The organism is Vibrio sp. Vb1337, assembly GCF_033338715.1.
Taxonomy (GTDB): Bacteria; Pseudomonadota; Gammaproteobacteria; order Enterobacterales; family Vibrionaceae; genus Vibrio; species Vibrio alginolyticus.
Map to the genome: position 1 here is coordinate 43293 of NZ_JAWOTD010000009.1, position 16441 is coordinate 59733.

Annotated in this window: 18 protein-coding genes; 12 read left to right on the forward strand and 6 right to left on the reverse strand. The window is 44.7% G+C overall.

Translation table 11 applies throughout. The features are described 5' to 3' along the window. Positions 1-41: 41 nt before the first annotated feature. Positions 42-506 (reverse strand): transcriptional regulator AsnC, encoded by a 465-nt coding sequence (gene asnC / locus R7E42_RS11900; RefSeq protein WP_005389595.1) that lies wholly within the window; start codon positions 504-506, stop codon positions 42-44. 113 nt (positions 507-619) lie between these two features. Here asnC and R7E42_RS11905 point away from each other — a divergent pair, with 113 nt between their 5' ends. From R7E42_RS11905 to R7E42_RS11915, 3 genes are all read left to right on the forward strand, one after another. Continuing rightward, on the forward strand, positions 620-3745 hold the full coding sequence (locus R7E42_RS11905; RefSeq protein ID WP_234499225.1) for an EAL domain-containing protein: 3126 nt from the start codon (positions 620-622) through the stop codon (positions 3743-3745). 89 nt (positions 3746-3834) lie between these two features. Next, the gene (locus R7E42_RS11910; RefSeq protein ID WP_213871804.1) at positions 3835-4614 is read left to right on the forward strand and encodes a class I SAM-dependent methyltransferase; all 780 of its coding nucleotides are present in this window, start codon (positions 3835-3837) and stop codon (positions 4612-4614) included. A 186-nt stretch (positions 4615-4800) separates the two neighbouring features. After that, positions 4801-5373 carry a hypothetical protein gene (locus tag R7E42_RS11915; protein ID WP_213871805.1) on the forward strand — a complete coding sequence of 191 codons (573 nt, stop codon included), beginning with the start codon at positions 4801-4803 and terminating at the stop codon, positions 5371-5373. Positions 5374-5441: 68 nt separating this feature from the next. Here the strand turns inward: R7E42_RS11915 and R7E42_RS11920 are convergent, their stop codons facing one another. After that, complete coding sequence (locus R7E42_RS11920; protein WP_065274996.1) at positions 5442-6320, reverse strand: carboxylate/amino acid/amine transporter; 879 nt, start codon at positions 6318-6320, stop codon at positions 5442-5444. A 64-nt stretch (positions 6321-6384) separates the two neighbouring features. Beyond that, positions 6385-6810 carry a universal stress protein UspA gene (gene uspA, locus R7E42_RS11925; protein WP_005379165.1) on the reverse strand — a complete coding sequence of 142 codons (426 nt, stop codon included), beginning with the start codon at positions 6808-6810 and terminating at the stop codon, positions 6385-6387. A gap of 282 nt (positions 6811-7092) precedes the next feature. Here uspA and ftnA point away from each other — a divergent pair, with 282 nt between their 5' ends. The 3 genes from ftnA (at position 7093) to R7E42_RS11940 (ending at position 9408) form a co-directional block, all read left to right on the forward strand. After that, positions 7093-7620, forward strand: a complete 528-nt coding sequence (gene ftnA, locus R7E42_RS11930) for a non-heme ferritin (RefSeq protein WP_005379167.1) — start codon at positions 7093-7095, stop codon at positions 7618-7620. A gap of 91 nt (positions 7621-7711) precedes the next feature. Further along, entirely contained in the window at positions 7712-8035 is a 324-nt protein-coding gene (uspB, locus tag R7E42_RS11935; protein ID WP_005379169.1) for a universal stress protein UspB, read from the forward strand. Between the two features lie 179 nt (positions 8036-8214). Further along, positions 8215-9408 carry an NAD(P)/FAD-dependent oxidoreductase gene (locus R7E42_RS11940; protein ID WP_005382944.1) on the forward strand — a complete coding sequence of 398 codons (1194 nt, stop codon included), beginning with the start codon at positions 8215-8217 and terminating at the stop codon, positions 9406-9408. A 93-nt stretch (positions 9409-9501) separates the two neighbouring features. On the opposite strand, the gene R7E42_RS11945 is transcribed toward R7E42_RS11940, so the two are convergent. Next, positions 9502-10845, reverse strand: coding sequence for a sigma-54 interaction domain-containing protein (locus tag R7E42_RS11945; protein WP_005382945.1), 1344 nt, complete (start codon positions 10843-10845; stop codon positions 9502-9504). Between the two features lie 436 nt (positions 10846-11281). On the opposite strand from R7E42_RS11945, the gene R7E42_RS11950 reads away from it, so the two are divergent. The 5 genes from R7E42_RS11950 to R7E42_RS11970 all read left to right on the forward strand — a co-directional run bounded on the left by R7E42_RS11950 (position 11282) and on the right by R7E42_RS11970 (position 14606). Further along, entirely contained in the window at positions 11282-11833 is a 552-nt protein-coding gene (locus tag R7E42_RS11950; RefSeq protein ID WP_042522589.1) for a BON domain-containing protein, read from the forward strand. A gap of 45 nt (positions 11834-11878) precedes the next feature. Then, positions 11879-12055 carry a DUF1328 family protein gene (locus tag R7E42_RS11955; protein ID WP_005379177.1) on the forward strand — a complete coding sequence of 59 codons (177 nt, stop codon included), beginning with the start codon at positions 11879-11881 and terminating at the stop codon, positions 12053-12055. 8 nt (positions 12056-12063) lie between these two features. Continuing rightward, on the forward strand, positions 12064-12261 hold the full coding sequence (locus tag R7E42_RS11960; RefSeq protein ID WP_005379178.1) for a hypothetical protein: 198 nt from the start codon (positions 12064-12066) through the stop codon (positions 12259-12261). A 104-nt stretch (positions 12262-12365) separates the two neighbouring features. Next, a complete protein-coding gene (locus R7E42_RS11965; protein WP_042522590.1) occupies positions 12366-12797 on the forward strand; it encodes a hemerythrin domain-containing protein in 432 nt (143 codons plus the stop codon). Positions 12798-12941: 144 nt separating this feature from the next. Beyond that, positions 12942-14606 (forward strand): diacylglycerol kinase family protein, encoded by a 1665-nt coding sequence (locus R7E42_RS11970; protein ID WP_042522591.1) that lies wholly within the window; start codon positions 12942-12944, stop codon positions 14604-14606. Between the two features lie 205 nt (positions 14607-14811). On the opposite strand, the gene R7E42_RS11975 is transcribed toward R7E42_RS11970, so the two are convergent. Further along, the gene (locus tag R7E42_RS11975) at positions 14812-15210 is read right to left on the reverse strand and encodes a hypothetical protein (RefSeq protein WP_005379193.1); all 399 of its coding nucleotides are present in this window, start codon (positions 15208-15210) and stop codon (positions 14812-14814) included. Positions 15211-15358: 148 nt separating this feature from the next. Continuing rightward, entirely contained in the window at positions 15359-15796 is a 438-nt protein-coding gene (locus tag R7E42_RS11980) for a DUF2383 domain-containing protein (protein WP_005379194.1), read from the reverse strand. Between the two features lie 361 nt (positions 15797-16157). Between R7E42_RS11980 and R7E42_RS11985 the strand changes: the two genes are divergently transcribed. Next, positions 16158-16406 carry a hypothetical protein gene (locus tag R7E42_RS11985; protein WP_005379196.1) on the forward strand — a complete coding sequence of 83 codons (249 nt, stop codon included), beginning with the start codon at positions 16158-16160 and terminating at the stop codon, positions 16404-16406. The last annotated feature ends 35 nt before the right edge of the window (positions 16407-16441 follow it).

A 16441-nucleotide genomic window follows, 5' to 3' on the forward strand; every position in this document is an offset into this window, starting at 1 on the left:
CCGAACGGTTGGCCTTTTTTGTACATTTTTTATAAAAAATTTTACGGATTTACGTTGCGGTTGATCGGGTTCTGCAACGATATCAATGTCTCCGTGGACTGAACCTCATCAATGGCTTGCAGCTTGTCGATCAGTACAAATTGCAGCTCTTCAATCGATTTGCACATCAATTTGACGAATATGTTATACGCGCCCGTGGTGTAGTAAGCTTCAACGACTTCGTCGAGCGCGTTGAGTTTTTCTAACGCGGAGTGGTAATCACGAGCTGCATTGAGGTTAATACCAATAAAGCAGCACACATCGTAGCCAAGCTTTTTAGTATTGATGATCACCTCCGTTCCTTCGATGATGTCCGCCGACTTCATCTTCTCGATACGCACATGGATAGTGGCAGGGCTGACATCGAACTGCTTTGCCATTTCTGCGTAGGGAGTTCTGGCGTCAGCCATCAGTGTTTTTAATATTGCGCGGTCAAGGTCGTCGAGTTTCGGCAGGCTCGCATTCATACTATGATTTCCGTTAGGGATAGAGTTTTACCTCCCTTTTATACTCATAGCGGATAGGATTCACAAGGTTTGGCAGGAGTAACTGCGGGTTAACTCCGAGCTATGGAGATAATGTGCAGCGTTTTCTGGTTATTGCCGCGCTATGTTGGAGCGCGTTTGCTACGGCCTCAGATCCGAAGGTGTTGGTCGTGCACTCCTATCATCAGGGTTTTTTCTGGACGGACTCCATACAGCGAGGCATCGAGCAACAGCTGGGCGATCGAGCGCTGGACATGCGTGTGCTCTATCTAGACTCGAAACGTAACCAGAGTGAGCAGTTTTTTGCGCAACTAAAATCCTTGTACCTTACGAAATTACGCAAAGAGCGATTCGATGCCATTTTAGTGAGCGATAACAATGCACTTGAACTCATGCAGCGTTTAGCCCCAATCATCAAAGACACCCCAGTTATATTTAACGGCATTAATAACTACCATCCTTCTTTACATCGTTCTCTGAATGCAACCGGAGTCATGGAAGATGTCGATTTGGAAGCGAATCTCGCTCTTATTGAGCGCTTACATCCGAACTACACACAAGTTCTCATCGTCAGTGACCACTCGGTGACCGGTGAGGTGTTGCGTTATCAAATCGACAATTTTGTCCTCAAGTTCCCGCAATATCGAGACAAAATCGTACAAGTTGTCCCAGACAGTATCATCGGTCTAAAACAACAAGTCGCAAAACTGAGTTCCGATAAAGTCGTCTTGTTCTGGACCTATTACCGAGATAAACAAGGTATGGTTGGCAGCGAGCGTGACTGGGTTGGTGTCAACAAAGTCTCAAACGCGCCGCTGTTTATGGTGCATGACATTGGTTTGGGTCATGGCGCAGTTGGAGGGGTTATTCAAAGTGGTTATCGGCATGGTATTGAGAGTGCAGAGATGCTTGAATTCGTTTTGGATAACCCTGATCAGCCTCTGCCTGCCGTGAAAAAAAGTGATTCTGAAATAAAGCTCGATTACCAAGCGGTAGCGCGTTGGGGATTGGGGGCTGAACAAGAGGTTTCTGCGGTATTTTTTAATAAGCCAATGAAGCTTTCTGAACGTTTTGCCAAGGAAATTCGCCTGTTTGGTAGCCTGTTTGTGGTGATGTCGGTGGTCATTTTGCTGATGGGTTATTATTTACAGCGGATGCGTCGAAGTGAGAGCGCTGCGCGAGAAAGCCAGGCTATTCTAGAATCGATTTTCGATCAGAGCATGCAGTATATGGGCATTTTGGATGCCAACGGTGTGCTTAAATCGGGCAACGATCACCTTCAATCCTTACTTTATCACCAAGGACTGCGTTTAGACCGACCACTTTGGTTTCATCCCAACTGGAGTGAAAAAGCACAAGCGTTGCTTGAGGAGTATTTCCACGCGCCTCACCATCAAGTGTCGACGTTTGAAGCTGAAATTTGGAGTAAAGAACACGGCGCATTGGTGTTAGAAGTTTCGCTCAAGCCTTTTTCTCAGCAAGTAGGGAATCATAAGCAATACTTGTTTGAAGCGCGCGATATTACCAGTCGTAAATTGATGGAGGACAAGCTCTACCAACGTGAGTCAACCCTACGCAACTATTACGAGCAGCAGCCCGTGATGATGGTGACGCTTGATAGTAATAACCGAATTCAAGAAGTGAATCGATTTGCTCAACTACTTCTTGGCTACAAACCGATGGACATGCTCGGACATCGCCTGAGGGAGTTCTATTTTGATGACAAAGTGCTGTTCCCTCGCCAAGTGTTATTGCAACCCAACCAGCAAGTGCATGGTGTTTGGCGACGTGAAGTCGAGTATCGTCATGCAAATGGTCATCGTGTTTGGGTGCGCGAGAATATTCGTCCGCTGAGTGAATCTGAGCAACTACTGATTGTGGGCGAAGATATTACCGAAACCAAACTGCTTTCCGAGAAATTGGAATACCAAGCTCGCTATGACTTACTGACGGGGACTTACAACAGAAACCATTTTGAACTAGAGCTTAAGACCGCACTGTGCGAAGTGGACAGCCATCGTCGAGTCCACGCCATGTTGTACCTCGACTTAGATCAACTAAAAGTCCTCAATGATACGGTTGGGCATGATGCTGGTGATGCGGCGATTCAATTCTGCGCAAGTATGCTGGAAGGCGTTCTGCCGTACAATTCCATCTTGGCTCGAATGGGAGGCGATGAGTTTGCGGTTTTACTCAAAGACTGTGACGAATATGGCGCCATCAATATTGCCAAACTGATCATCTCGACACTAAGCGAGCACCTCTTTATTTGGGAAGACACACGCCTGTTCATCAGTTGCTCAATTGGTATCCGTATCATCGATCATACCGCTGATACGCCACAAATGGTGCACGCTCAAGCAGACTCTGCTTGTCACGCCGCTAAAGAGCAAGGCCGTAACCGCTATAATCTATTCAGCTTAGATAACGAAGAGTTGCAGCGTCGTCAGATGGAAATGCAGAGCGTCAATTTGGTGCATGAGGCATTGTCGAATCAACGTTTAGAACTGTTTGCTCAACCGATAAAAAGCTTACAAAAGCACGAGACTCAAATGTATTTTGAGATTTTGGTGCGTATTCGCAATGGGTACGGTGATTATGTTTCTCCTGCGCTGTTTATCCCTGCTTCCGAGCGCTACAACATTGCCCATTGGATTGATAAGCAGGTTATTACTCAAACACTAGAGTGGTTTGAACAGCGTCCTGAGGTGGTTGAACAGCTTGGTCGCTGTTCGATAAACCTTTCAGGTCAATCTATGGGGAATCAAGAGTTTATTGACTTCTTATTGGAGCGATTGGAAAGTTCGACTCTGCCGTGTGAAAAAATCTGCTTAGAAATCACTGAGACAGCGGCGATGAGCAATCTGGATCAAGCCATTGAGCTGTTTACCAAGCTAAAGGCTTTGGGTTGCATGATTGCATTGGATGATTTCGGATCTGGATTGTCTTCATTTGGTTACTTAAAGAAACTTCCTGTCGATATCGTGAAAATTGATGGTCTTTTCGTGCAAGATATCAACGTAAATGAAATGGACCGCGTGATGGTTCGTTCAATCAATGACTTGGCGAAACAGCTCGGCAAAGTGACGGTGGCGGAGTTTGTCGAAAATGACCAGGTTATGCAGCATTTGATAGACCTCGGTGTGGACTACGGTCAAGGCTACGGTATTGGTCATCCTAAGCCGCTTTCTGAGCTAGTGGAGCAACTGACGGTTGTATAACCCCTGCGTAGCAAGCTCAACCTAGCATTAATAGGTAACTTAGGTATACACTCAGCGCCAGTTACCTCGATTTTTATTGGAGCCTCCTTTTGCAACTGCAATTGATCTGTGAAAACCCGTCTCAACAATCTCATCTTGATGAACTCGCTGCGCGTTGGCAGCTTTCACACGCTGACGATAGCGATTTTGCTTTGGTGCTAACCACCGAGCGTTTGGAGCTACGTAAAGTGGATGAGCCAAAGCTGGGTGCCATCTTTGTGGATTTGATTGGTGGTGCGGTCGGTCATCGTCGCAAGTTCGGTGGTGGTAAAGGCCAAGCAATTGCGAAAGCGGCGGGGTTGAACAAAGGGGCAACGCCAACCGTGTTAGACGGCACGGCAGGTCTTGGTCGTGATGCGTTTGTGCTCGCCTCGCTAGGTTGTAAAGTGCAGATGGTCGAGCGTCATCCAGTCGTAGCGGCTTTGTTAGATGATGGCTTGGCTCGAGCGAAACAAGACTCAGAAATCGGCACCTGGGTATCTGAGCGCATGTCGCTAATCCATGCTTCTAGCCATGATGCGCTAGAACAATTGGCGCAAGATAAAGACTTTGTCCAGCCAGATGTGGTGTATCTTGACCCGATGTATCCGCACCCAGAAAATAAAAAGAAGTCGGCGCTCGTGAAAAAAGAAATGCGCGTTTTCCAATCGTTGGTTGGCGCCGATTTGGACGCCGATGGCCTACTAGAACCAGCCATGGCGTTAGCCACAAAGCGTGTAGTAGTTAAACGCCCAGATTATGCTAACTGGCTGAACGAGAAAAAACCGACCATGGCGATTGAAACGAAAAAAAATCGCTTCGATGTCTACGTTAAAGCATCGATGGCATAACTTCCTGACGGCTCAACTTTTCTTGTCACAGTACGGTGTGTCGTGCTGTGACTCAGCCTCTCTTTCCTCGTCTCTATTGATAGTTTTCTCTTGCTAATTCCCTTCCCTGACTGTATATCTAACTAAGAATTATTATTATTTCACTTGTTGTGATGCGGTCGATAACTGGGAAGCTGGAGTAGTAGAATGGCTAAACGTTTATGTAAAATGAGTCGCAAACAGATCGCGGCAGAACTTGGTGATATCCATCGTTTAGTTGTCGCACCAAAATTCGTTTGTCGTTCTTGCGCACGCTCTTCATCGGCCAAAGATACCCTTTGTAAGCCAGCCGCAATTCCTCCACAAAAATGCCAAGACAAGCCACTGAGTGAGCAACAAGCATGTGGCTTATTGGTTGAAGCTCTGCCATCACAAGCGATTCCAGTGACCACTAAACAAAGCAACGAAAAAGCCGCGATTGTGAAGCGTGTTGTTGAGCGTGTGAAAGAGAAAAAACAAGCCGAAAAATCTCTGGAGCCAGTAAGAGCCGACGCAGCAGTATGGTTTGATTTAGCGGATAAAAAATCGCTCAAGAAAGCGAAAAAAACACTGAAAAAGCACTATAAGCAGCAAAAGAAGTTGCTAAAAGTGGCGAAAAAACAACAAAAGTTACTTAAGCGTCAGCGCAAGCTTGAAGCGCGCAATGCGAAACTAGAAGTGCTGCTGCCAACGCCACCTAATGCTTTGATGAACGCAATCTCACAAGCCAAAGTGCATTAATCAAACAAAAAACGCTCTCCAGTCGGAGAGCGTTTTTTATTGTCGAAATGTTTATAGGATTAGCTGCGTTACTTATTGGCGTAACTCATCTCTACGCGCTTTTTCACCCAGGTTTCGTTAATCCATAGGGATAGCATGATGATCGCACCGCCAATGGCGAGTCGCATGACATCAACATCGCGGTTCCAAATCACAATGTTTACAATCAAGCCCGCCGGAACCAATGCATTGTTCATTACTGCCAGTGCCCCTGCGTTCACCATAGTCGCGCCTTTGTTCCAAGCAAAGTAACCAAAACCAGAAGCAATCAACCCAAGGTATGTCAGAATGCCCCATTGCGTTGTAGTGGTTGGTAGTTTGTCGAGGTTACCCATGAGCGCGAAAGCCACGGTTGCTACACAAAGTGCACCTAAGTAGAAGTAGCCAAACACGGTGTGTTGTGGCAAATCGACGGGTTCACTCTCCATGATATATTTGTAGCCCACCTGACCGATGGCAAAGCAGAGGTTTGCTCCTTGTACGACCAAGAAGCCCAGTAGGAAATCTTCATTAATGCCTGCAAATTTAATCCAGGCGGCACCAAATACGGCTATTGCTGCGGTAACTAAGTACCAAGGTGAAAAGCGACCTTTCAAGAAGTCATAGATTAGCGTGACGTAAATGGGTGTGAATACGGTGAACAGCAATACTTCTGGCACGGAAAGGAGCAAAAAAGATTGGTAGTAGAAGCAATACATCAAACCGAGCTGGAAGCCACCGACGGTCATCAGTTTCGCGATCAGGGGTTTGCTAACGCCACGGAATTTCAAAAAGGGAATGAAAACCAGGCTCGCCAGTGCCACGCGCATGAACACCGAGAACCAAGAATCAACCTGACCGGCGAGGTAAACGCCGATCAGGCTAAATGAGAATGCCCAAAGTAGGGTAACTGCGGATAGATAAGCCATGGATGAGAATCTTTATCAACAACAAATGTGCCCGCAGTCTAACCAAGTTTTATCGCTGCGCCAATCAGTCTTTTAGCGGTACGACCAGCATATCGACTGGTGAGCAGTTAATCAGCTGTCGAGTCGAAGATAGAATCTTGCTCCAGAAATCTTGGTGATGACCACAAACCACCAAATCGATACTGTAGTCTTGAATGGTATCGCACAGCTCATTACTCAAATCGCCACTACCGACTAAAGTATGGGCAATTGGGTATTGCGCATATTCAGCGAAGTTTGCCAATTGTGTGCGCGATGCTTCCATTGCTTGATGTTGCGCTTCTGCCATATTGATATCGATAAGCCCGGTGTAGAGTTCTGCGTAGTTCACGTCGATGTGAATAAAAGAGACTTTCGCATCCAGAGGTTTAGCCAGTGATACGGCTTTCTTAATCAACACTTTACTGTCGTCTGAAAGGTCGACTGCCACAAGTATGTGTTTGTAACTCATATTGCTATCTCCTTGTAAGGTCATAGTTTTAGATTAGCACCAACCCCAAAAAAAATTTGCTGAAGTGATCTCATATCGGTGCCGTAGGTACAAAGTCTTGTCTCAGTAATCATGTTATAGTGGCGTTATACCCAAGTGACTTTGATATGCTGAAATAAGCGTAGTGTTACTGACTAGAGTTGAAGTGAAACTTCGCCGTGTCTGCCAGACCAAGCTATTCTCGCAGCGTCATTTATTTCGAGGTTACTTGGGTATATTGCATGCACAATAATAGGAGTTAACATGCTGTCTCAAACTATGGTCGAACAATTGAATGAGCAAATTAACCTAGAATTTTTCTCATCCAATCTATACTTACAAATGAGTGCTTGGTGTGAAGACAAAGGTTTTGAAGGTGCGGCTGAATTTTTACGCGCTCACGCCGTAGAAGAAATGGAGCACATGCAACGCCTATTCACTTACGTGAGTGAAACTGGCTCAATGCCAATCTTAGGCGCTATTGATGCGCCAAAGCATGACTTTGCGAGCCTAGGTGACGTTTTCCGCGAGACATTTGAACATGAGCAAATGATCACGGAAAAAATCAACAAACTGGCGCACGTTGCATTTACTAGCCAAGACTACTCAACGTTTAACTTCCTACAGTGGTACGTGTCAGAACAGCACGAAGAAGAGAAGTTGTTTAAAGGGATTTTAGATAAGATCGAACTGGTAGGTGAAGACGGTAAAGCGTTGTTCTTCATTGACAAAGATCTAGCACAAATGGCGAAAGAAGGTTCATCTTCAATCATGGATGCTCCAGCTGCGTAAACGCGTTTTGGGACGTTGTAAGTAGCGGGTAAAGACGAAGTGTTGATCGTCTTTTTCTCTTGAGCATTGTTGAAGATGTAGGGAGGAAAAGATGATCAGTGGAGACACAATCTTATTTGCGCTAATGGTGGTAACTGGAGTTAATATGGTCCGGTATCTCACCGCTCTTCGTTCTCTAATTTATATCATGCGTGAAGCGCATCCGCTGTTATATCAGCAAGTTGATGGTAATGGTTTTTTTACTACTCATGGAAATGTCACCAAGCAGGTGAGGTTGTATCACTACATTAAAAGTAAAGAATATCATCATCACCACGATGAAATTTTTACTGGTAAGTGTGAAAGAGTGCGTGAATTGTTTGTTCTATCGACCGCGTTGCTCGGCGTGACGCTACTTGCGGCCTTCATTCTCTAAGAGTCAATAATCCAGAAGTTGTTCTGTCTGAGATTTTGCGGACATACAGAGCGCTTAGAGTTTAAGCGCTTTTCCCTTTCGGTATTTGTCGGTAGAATGTCGCGCCTAGAAAGCAAGGATGTGCAATGTGCACATCCTTTTTTATTTTGATTCGATACCAATCAGTCTAAGAGCTACCGATGAGTAAGAAATTTGATGTTGTTGTAATTGGCGCAGGCGCAGCAGGTTTAATGTGTGCTGCAGAAGCAGGCAAGCGAGGCCGCCGTGTTTTGGTGCTCGATCATGCTAAAAAGCCAGGACGTAAAATCCTTATCTCGGGCGGTGGTCGTTGTAACTTCACTAACTACGACGTTTCAGCTAATCACTATTTGTGTCAAAACCCGCACTTTGTTAAGTCGGCGCTCTCCCAATACACTAACTGGGATTTCATCTCGATGGTGTGTAAACATGGCATTGAGTTCGAAGAGCGTGATCACGGCCAGTTGTTTTGTGTCGATGCATTTACGGCCAAAGATATCGTGAAGATGTTGTTAGCTGAGTGTGACATGCCGAACATCGAGCAGCGTTACCAATGCGATGTTCATTCGATTGAAAAAATTGATGAAGGCTTTCGTTTGCATGCTGGTACTGAGATTGTCGAATGTGAGTCTTTAGTTATCGCAACAGGTGGCTTGTCGATGCCAAAACTGGGAGCGACACCATTTGGTTATAAAGTCGCGGAACAATTTGGTCTTCGAGTTATTCCAACCACGGCAGGGCTTGTACCATTTACTCTGCATAAAGAAGACAAAGAAGACTTTGCTGAGTTATCTGGTATCGCGGTACCTGCGGAAATTACGGCTGAAGATGGCACCATGTTCAAAGAAGCCCTGCTCTTCACACATCGTGGGTTATCTGGTCCAGCAGTGTTACAGATTTCTTCATTCTGGCGGGCCGGACAAAAGGTGTTGATCAATCTTGTGCCAAACGATGATGTTGCTGAGTTATTAGAACGCAGTCGTGAGAAGCATCCAAATCAGTCACTCAAGAATACGCTTGCCAAAGTGCTGCCTAAGCGTCTGGTTGAAGTCTTAATTGAACGTAAAGAGCTAGTCGATAAACCGCTAAAACAGTTCAATCAAAAGGAGCTTGCGGCGATTGTGGAGCGTCTAGAGCATTGGGATATCGCCCCGAATGGCACTGAAGGCTACCGAACTGCGGAAGTGACACTCGGCGGTGTCGATACTGATCACTTATCCTCGAAAACCATGGAATGCAAAGACATTAAAGGGCTTTATTTTATTGGTGAAGTGATGGATGTGACTGGTTGGCTAGGGGGCTACAATTTTCAGTGGTGCTGGTCGAGCGGCTTTGTTGCGGGGCAGTGGGTTTAATCAAACACCAAACGCAGCCTAACTGCATAAAAGATAAGATACAAAAAGAGCACTGAATAAAATTCAGTGCTCTTTTTGTACTCCCATAGCGAGTTACTCGTCTTGATACTTTTCGAGTTTGTTATAGAGCGTTTTCACGCTAATGCCTAACTCCTGCGCTGATTCCGTTTTATTGCCTTGATTCTCTTCAAGGGTATTGAGAATGGCGGCTTTTTCTAGCTCTTCTAGCGAAACGCCCGCCGGAACAAGGTCTTCGATGCTGGTGCCTGTTTCCAATGGTGGTGTGTCGAAGATAAGATGTTCATCTCGGATGGTGTCATCAGCCAAAATGAATGCACGCTCGATCGTGTGTTTGAGCTCACGGACATTACCTGGCCAGTCGTGTGCAGCGATTTTTTGGATCGCAGAGTCAAGAATCGTTTTGGTTTTTGCCTCATTGGCGTTGCGGTGCGCAATAAAGTGCTTGGCCAGACCTACGATATCACCGCCTCGTTCTCGCAGTGGCGGTATCGTTAATGGGAAATGCGATAAGCGGAAAAACAGATCTTCACGCAGGAACTGCTCCTCAATGGCGATTTTAGGATCACGGTTTGTAGCAGCAATGATGCGAGTATTAGCGATATGAACCGTATTACTGCCAACTGGGCGATACTCTCCGGTTTCTAGCACCCGCAATAGCTTCACTTGATGCTCGATAGGCATCTCGGTGATTTCATCTAAAAATAGGGTGCCGCCCTCTGCCTGCTTAAATACACCTTGGTGAGTTTTATTTGCTCCGGTAAAAGCGCCTTTCTCATGGCCAAACAGTTCACTATCAACCAATTCAGGGCTAATGGCACCACAGTTAATCGCTATAAAGGGCTGTTGTTTACGCTCACTCGCTAAGTGGATGGTCTGCGCCACCAGTTCTTTGCCTGATCCACTTTCACCGACAATAAGGACGTTGGCTTCTGTTTTAGCAACGCGCCTGATCATACGATAGAGCTGATGCATCGGAGAGGAAGAGCCGACCAAAAGACCAAATTGGTCAAGATCGCTGGTGGACACTTTACGCCCTTGATCTTGTTTGTGTTGATAGTACTGGCTGACTTCGCTCAGGGTGTCCGTCAGAATGGCAATATCAACGGGCTTTCTGTAGTGAAAAATAGCACCCAAGTTCATCAGCTTATCCAAGTTCTCGTTTGGAGCGCCTGAGCTAATGATGATCAAGTCCATATCGTAGATGTCTTCGATATTAGAAAGACGTTGATAATCTGCACTAGTAAAGTGGGCGACTTCAACAATCGCAACTTCCGGTTTGAGTTGTAGGAAATCTTCAATCCATTGGTCTGCGGCATCGATGTCATGCAGACGAAATTTGTTCAGTTCCTGGCAAGAAGCGATGGCATTTTTAAGTGATGGATCTTGTATTCTTAGAAACAGGCTTGGCATCGACATAGAAATGTCCTCTTTACTATGACAGAAACAATGTACGTGGATTATTCTCACTTCACAAGACAAAATATTGTCAGCATAGATTTAAGGATTTGTTCGGTATTTTTATGTTATTAGCCCCTTTTTGATATATATCGGTGAGAGCCATCAGTAGATATTTCCTTTTGTTCAGATTTTTATTTTTAAAATAATAATTTTGCTATTAATTGATTCTGGAGAAATAGCCTTTCTGTTTTATCAGGTTATTTAGGCACAAGTGACGGAGGCTTTATCACCGATTAAAAATTACATTTTTTACGTGTAAATAATTCATGCTTATACTTTATTGCTCATCTCATTTTTACCTCTTTCCTTTATTAGTCACTTAAAAACAATGAGTTATAAAGTTGGCACGTGGTTTGCTCCTAGGGAAGTGCAACGTCAATAAAGGAGAATTACCATGAATAACATCGCAGCTAAAATTGTACTTACGTCAGTTCTTGCTACTTCATCTACAGCAGTCTTAGCGAGTGATAAATGGGAAAAAGAATCCATGGACGCTTGGCTAGATGGTAAAGCTGAAACCACACTACTGCTAAACAGCAATCTCAACTCTTTTGATATCAATACCGATGTTGAGAATCAGGTCGTTACCCTTTCTGGTTCGGTAAACAATGATCTTGAAAAATCACTTGCCGAAGAGCTTGTTACTGGTCTTGATGGTGTGAAAAAAGTAAACAACGAATTGTCAGTAGTGAATGAAGGCAAGAAAGAAACTGATTCAGAAGCTTTAGCTACACTGACCGATTCTAAAATCACGACTATAGTTAAAACGCGCCTACTAATGGATACCAATGTGAGTGGTACGGATATTGATGTAACGACAGAACGCAAAACGGTAACGTTGGCAGGTCAAGTTAATTCAGATGCGGAGCATGATCTTGCAATTTCAATTGCAAATAACACCAATGACGTAAATAAGGTGATTGATAAGCTAGAAGTGGTTCAATAATAGCGAGCCGAGTGATTTAACCCACTTTTATTAGGAGGTAACACTATGGTTCGTTGGATGTTTATTTTTCTGGCACTGGCACTAATTTCTGCACTATTAGGCTTTACTGGTATTGCAGGAGCTGCTGCCTCTATCGCGCAAGTGATATTTTACCTATTCCTATTGTCATTAATTGTATCAATAGTGATTGTTCTGCTGGGAAGAAAAAACGTAAATAGATAGGAGATTCCATGCGACTTACGTCATTTATTTACCGTATCGCCGCAGTATTCGGTTTGGTGTTTGCGTTGGCAGCTTGTAGTGAAGAAGGGCCAATGGAACAGGCCGGCAAAAAGATAGATGAAGCCGCCGAAGAAACCCAAAATGCGATTGAAGATGAATGTGAAAACATTAAAGAAAACCTAAACGCTGAAGACCAAGACTGTTAGCCGAATCAGGTTAGGTTTTTTACGCATAGCTATGTAAGAGAGGGGCGGTCAATAACCGCCCTTCCTTTTGTCCCAATTGTTTACAATCAGATAAGGAGTCAAAGATGAAAAACATATTTGATGTACTGAAAGAGAGTCATGAAAAGCAACGCCTTTTACTCGATGCTCTGATGGAAACGTCTGGAGATTCCCCCGCTCGTGAAGAGTTTTATCACAACCTTAAAGAGGAACTCGAACAGCACGCAGCGGCAGAAGAGCGGTTTTTCTACGCGCCTTTAATAGATAGCGATAAGACCATTGATCTCACTCGCCATGGCATCGCAGAGCATCATGAAATTGATAAAGTGATTGCACAGCTTGATGCAACCGATATGAGCTCGCCAGCGTGGCTCAACCTAATGAAAACCTTACGTCACAAAGTGTTGCACCATCTTGAGGAAGAAGAGCAGCGTTTCTTCCAGTTAGCCGGCAAGGTAATGACCGATAAGCAGAAAATGAAACTAGCGGATGGTTATGTTGAAGAGGTGGCAAGCTAGGTAGAGTGTTGGACCTTTTCGTGCCATTTCGGCACGGGAAGGCACTCAATCAAGGCGTTTACTCAAGTTCATGTATCCAAGCTCAATCCCCCGCGTATTCTAACTTCCACTAAAAAGTGCACTCGCTGAAGGCAAGGAGAGCGAATGTTTATCATCAAATATTATATTCTTGGCGCTCTGATCAGTTTATTGGCCGCTATCTATACGCCTCAAATTATCGTTAGTCTGCTGTTCTTGTGGATATCTCTTTCTTTAGCGTTGGTCAGCGTAGCCTACGTATTCGACATTCCCTCTATTTTTAGAAAAAACCAAGATGGCAAGATTGTCAGGTGGATTCGCTGGGCATTCATCCCATTTTTATTGGGGGCTAGAGCGTATAACGCCTGGGAAAGACGGCGTGATACTGTACCTCCAATCCAAAAAGTCAGCGACAATTTATACCTATCTCGCCGTTTGTTTCAGAGTGACTTAGATTTTCTCGAATCCAATGAGATCTCTTGTATTGTCGATGTCACCGCAGAATTTGCAGGCCTTGAAAGCGCGATGACCGACAAGCAGTTTCATTACCTTTCGATTCCGGTACTCGACCACAAAGCCCCAACGCTAGAGCGCCTGCGCCATGCGATTAACTGGATTGATACTCAAATCTCGTGCTCGCGGGCAGTGGTTGTGCATTGTGCGTTAGGGCGTGGTCGTTCAGTGTTTGTTGTGGCGGCGTATTTATTAAGCAAAGACCCGTCACTGACGGTTGAATCCGTGATGAAAAAAATCAATGACGTACGCAGTACCGCGAGATTGAATAAATTACAGATTAGAACGTTACGAGCGATCAGTGAAAAAGGCGTGCTAGGGCTGGATCAATCCACTTGGATGGTGGTTAACCCTGTTGCAGGTGGCGGAAAATGGGAGGAAAACGAACAGCACTTGATTCGTGAACTAACCAAAAAATATCGCTTGAGTATTCATCAAACCACCACAAACCTCAGCGCCGAGCAGCTAACACAACAGGCAAAAGAAAATGGAGCTAAGCAAATCATCGTAGCTGGTGGCGATGGCACAGTAACAGAGGTGGCGAGCCAATTGGTGGATACCGACCTAAAACTCGGTATTGTTCCGCTCGGAACTGCCAATGCGTTATGTCATGTGCTCTATGGCGTTGGCGCAAAATTCTCACCGGTCGAAAAAGCGTGTGAAGCGTTGCTTGGCGGACACTGCCAACGTATTGATACTGCGGAATGTAATCAGCGGCTTATTTTATTGGTCTTAGGCATTGGGCTAGAACAGAAAATGATCGAGCACGCTCAGCGAGAAGAGAAAAATGTTTTTGGACAACTAGCTTACCTCACCGGCTTTTTTAATGCTGTAGTGGCGGAAGAAACGCAAGCTTTAACCGTTTCGTTAGACGATCCAACTGAAGATGGAAACCACGACAATAATACACAAACGCTTGAAGTCCATAGTTTTGTCGTTGCGAATATCGCTCCATTTAGTACGTTGCTTGCCCAAGGTGGTGATGCGCCGCAGCCTGATGATGGCAAGCTGCATATCACATATTTAGATAACACCGAGTCTTTAGGCGGACGTCTTATCGCATTGTCGGATCTGACATTAACGAGCGTAGGCGCACAGGAAGAATCGACACATTTTCAATACGCGACGGCTCAGAGCGTCACTATTTCTGCGAATAAACCGATTGAGTATGTGATTGATGGTGAACTGTATTCTGATGAGCAACTGGCAATCAAGCTGCGTCCAAAGTCATTGAACGTATTTGTTCCAAGCCAGAGACGTAAATCAGCTTCGCTTTAACACAGATAATCCGCGGATAACGCGCCATTTGCTTCGTATTCTACATGGCGCTTTTTCTGTGTTGTTTGATGATTTGGTGTGCGTCGTAAAAAGGCTATCAAGGTCGCTGCGTAGTAGATGCAGCGGCTTTTTTCTATCTGCACCTTTTACTAGGTTGATTGGGGATGAGGGTTAAACAAAGTGAAAGAAAGAAGGGCGAGTATAATTACTCACCCTGAGGTAAGTGCTTTTCAATTTCATCGTTTTCAACTTGTAAAGCAGCTAACCAATAAGAAACAAGTGCGGTTAAGTTGGTGTCGTCAATGGCTCTAAGCAGGGCTTTTAAATCATCTAACAGTAATTTATTCATAAAATGCATTTCTTTGTAATTGCCTAACTCGGCAACGCCGTATTCGGTGGCATTTTCTGCAATGAATTGTTCACCATCTTGATCGAAGAACAGCTTCGCCATCTTTTTGATCATCACTTTTTCTATTTTCACGAATCGATATGCCGCTCTTGCGAGTGTCATATGTGATTGCGGGTTAACGAGAGGCAAACACGTTTGGCGATGGTGTGTCATTTTTACGAGTAGCTCCCTTACTCGATTGTTATCCAATGTCATAGTGACCTCTTTATTTATGACTATTGTCGTGGGACATTTCTCGTGATGGTTATGTTAATGCGCCTGTGGGCTTGTCAGAAATGGCCAAAGCAAGTTGGCCATTTCTTTGATCAATACCGAGCTTTATTGCAAAGGCGACCACCAAGTTTTAGCTAATAAGGCTGATGCTGCTGAGTTTTTCTTTGCAGCTTTTTATATCGCTACGAACTTTCAGCAGAACCGAGTTATCCGCCTGCTCTGGGTGGGAAGTAATCAAATTCTCAATCTCTTTGAGTACCTTGCTTTCGACACCTTCAAGCTGTTCTAAATACATAGACTCTTTGTCAGAGGACACTTCCTTCATCACGTCGCTGTAGACCTCACGCGCCTTGATGGTGTAGGAAACCGGAGTGTCGTCGGCAGATTCTTCATTGTTACTTGCTAGAGAGTAGGGAGTGAGCTCAATGACTGCACGCTCACGTACTCTGAGCAGTTCTACCAACACATTATTCAAAGAAGTGTTGTCGATGTTCTCGATGGCCTTGTTGTAAATTTCATTTCCGCTTTCGATAAGCTCAATGATTGAGGCGATGTTTTCATTTTTCATATGCCACTCCTTATTTACTGGTGATAGGGGTGTTTGAGCGTATGGAATACAAACACGATGTTTCGTCTTCAGTTGCAGGTTGTATGCCAATGAACTTTAAGTCTTATTAATCAGTGACTTAATATCTTGTTTTGCAATAACTTGCTAACAGTCGGTAAGGCGCTAAGAAAAAATTACAAGAATGGCGGGGAAAGCCTGGAAAGAATTACACGTACAGATACGGCTTTTTATCGAAATAAAAATAAAATCAATAAAAAACAACAACTTAAAATTCTGGCATGGATATGGCTTTGTAGGGAGTAAGTGAGGTCAAACATTGTTTCACTTGATTCACTATTCAACTCATTAATGGAGGCTAGTTATGGCTACTACAAAAGAAAGCACAGTAAAACCTCAAGAGCAGTTAGAAGAAGCATATCACTTAGCGGAACAAGCCACGACGGAAGCCGTTGGCGCGATGAAAGACCAAGCCAAAGAGAAGCTGGATGTAGGTGCACAGCAAGTTCAGCAGGCGACTAAGTCGGCAGAAAATGTAATCAAGGAGCGCCCATTGCTGAGCATAGGCTGTGCCTTCCTTGCTGGTTGGGCGGTTTCGAAGCTGATCAAATAATAGTGGTCACCAAGGATTAAGCCACACAACAGAAA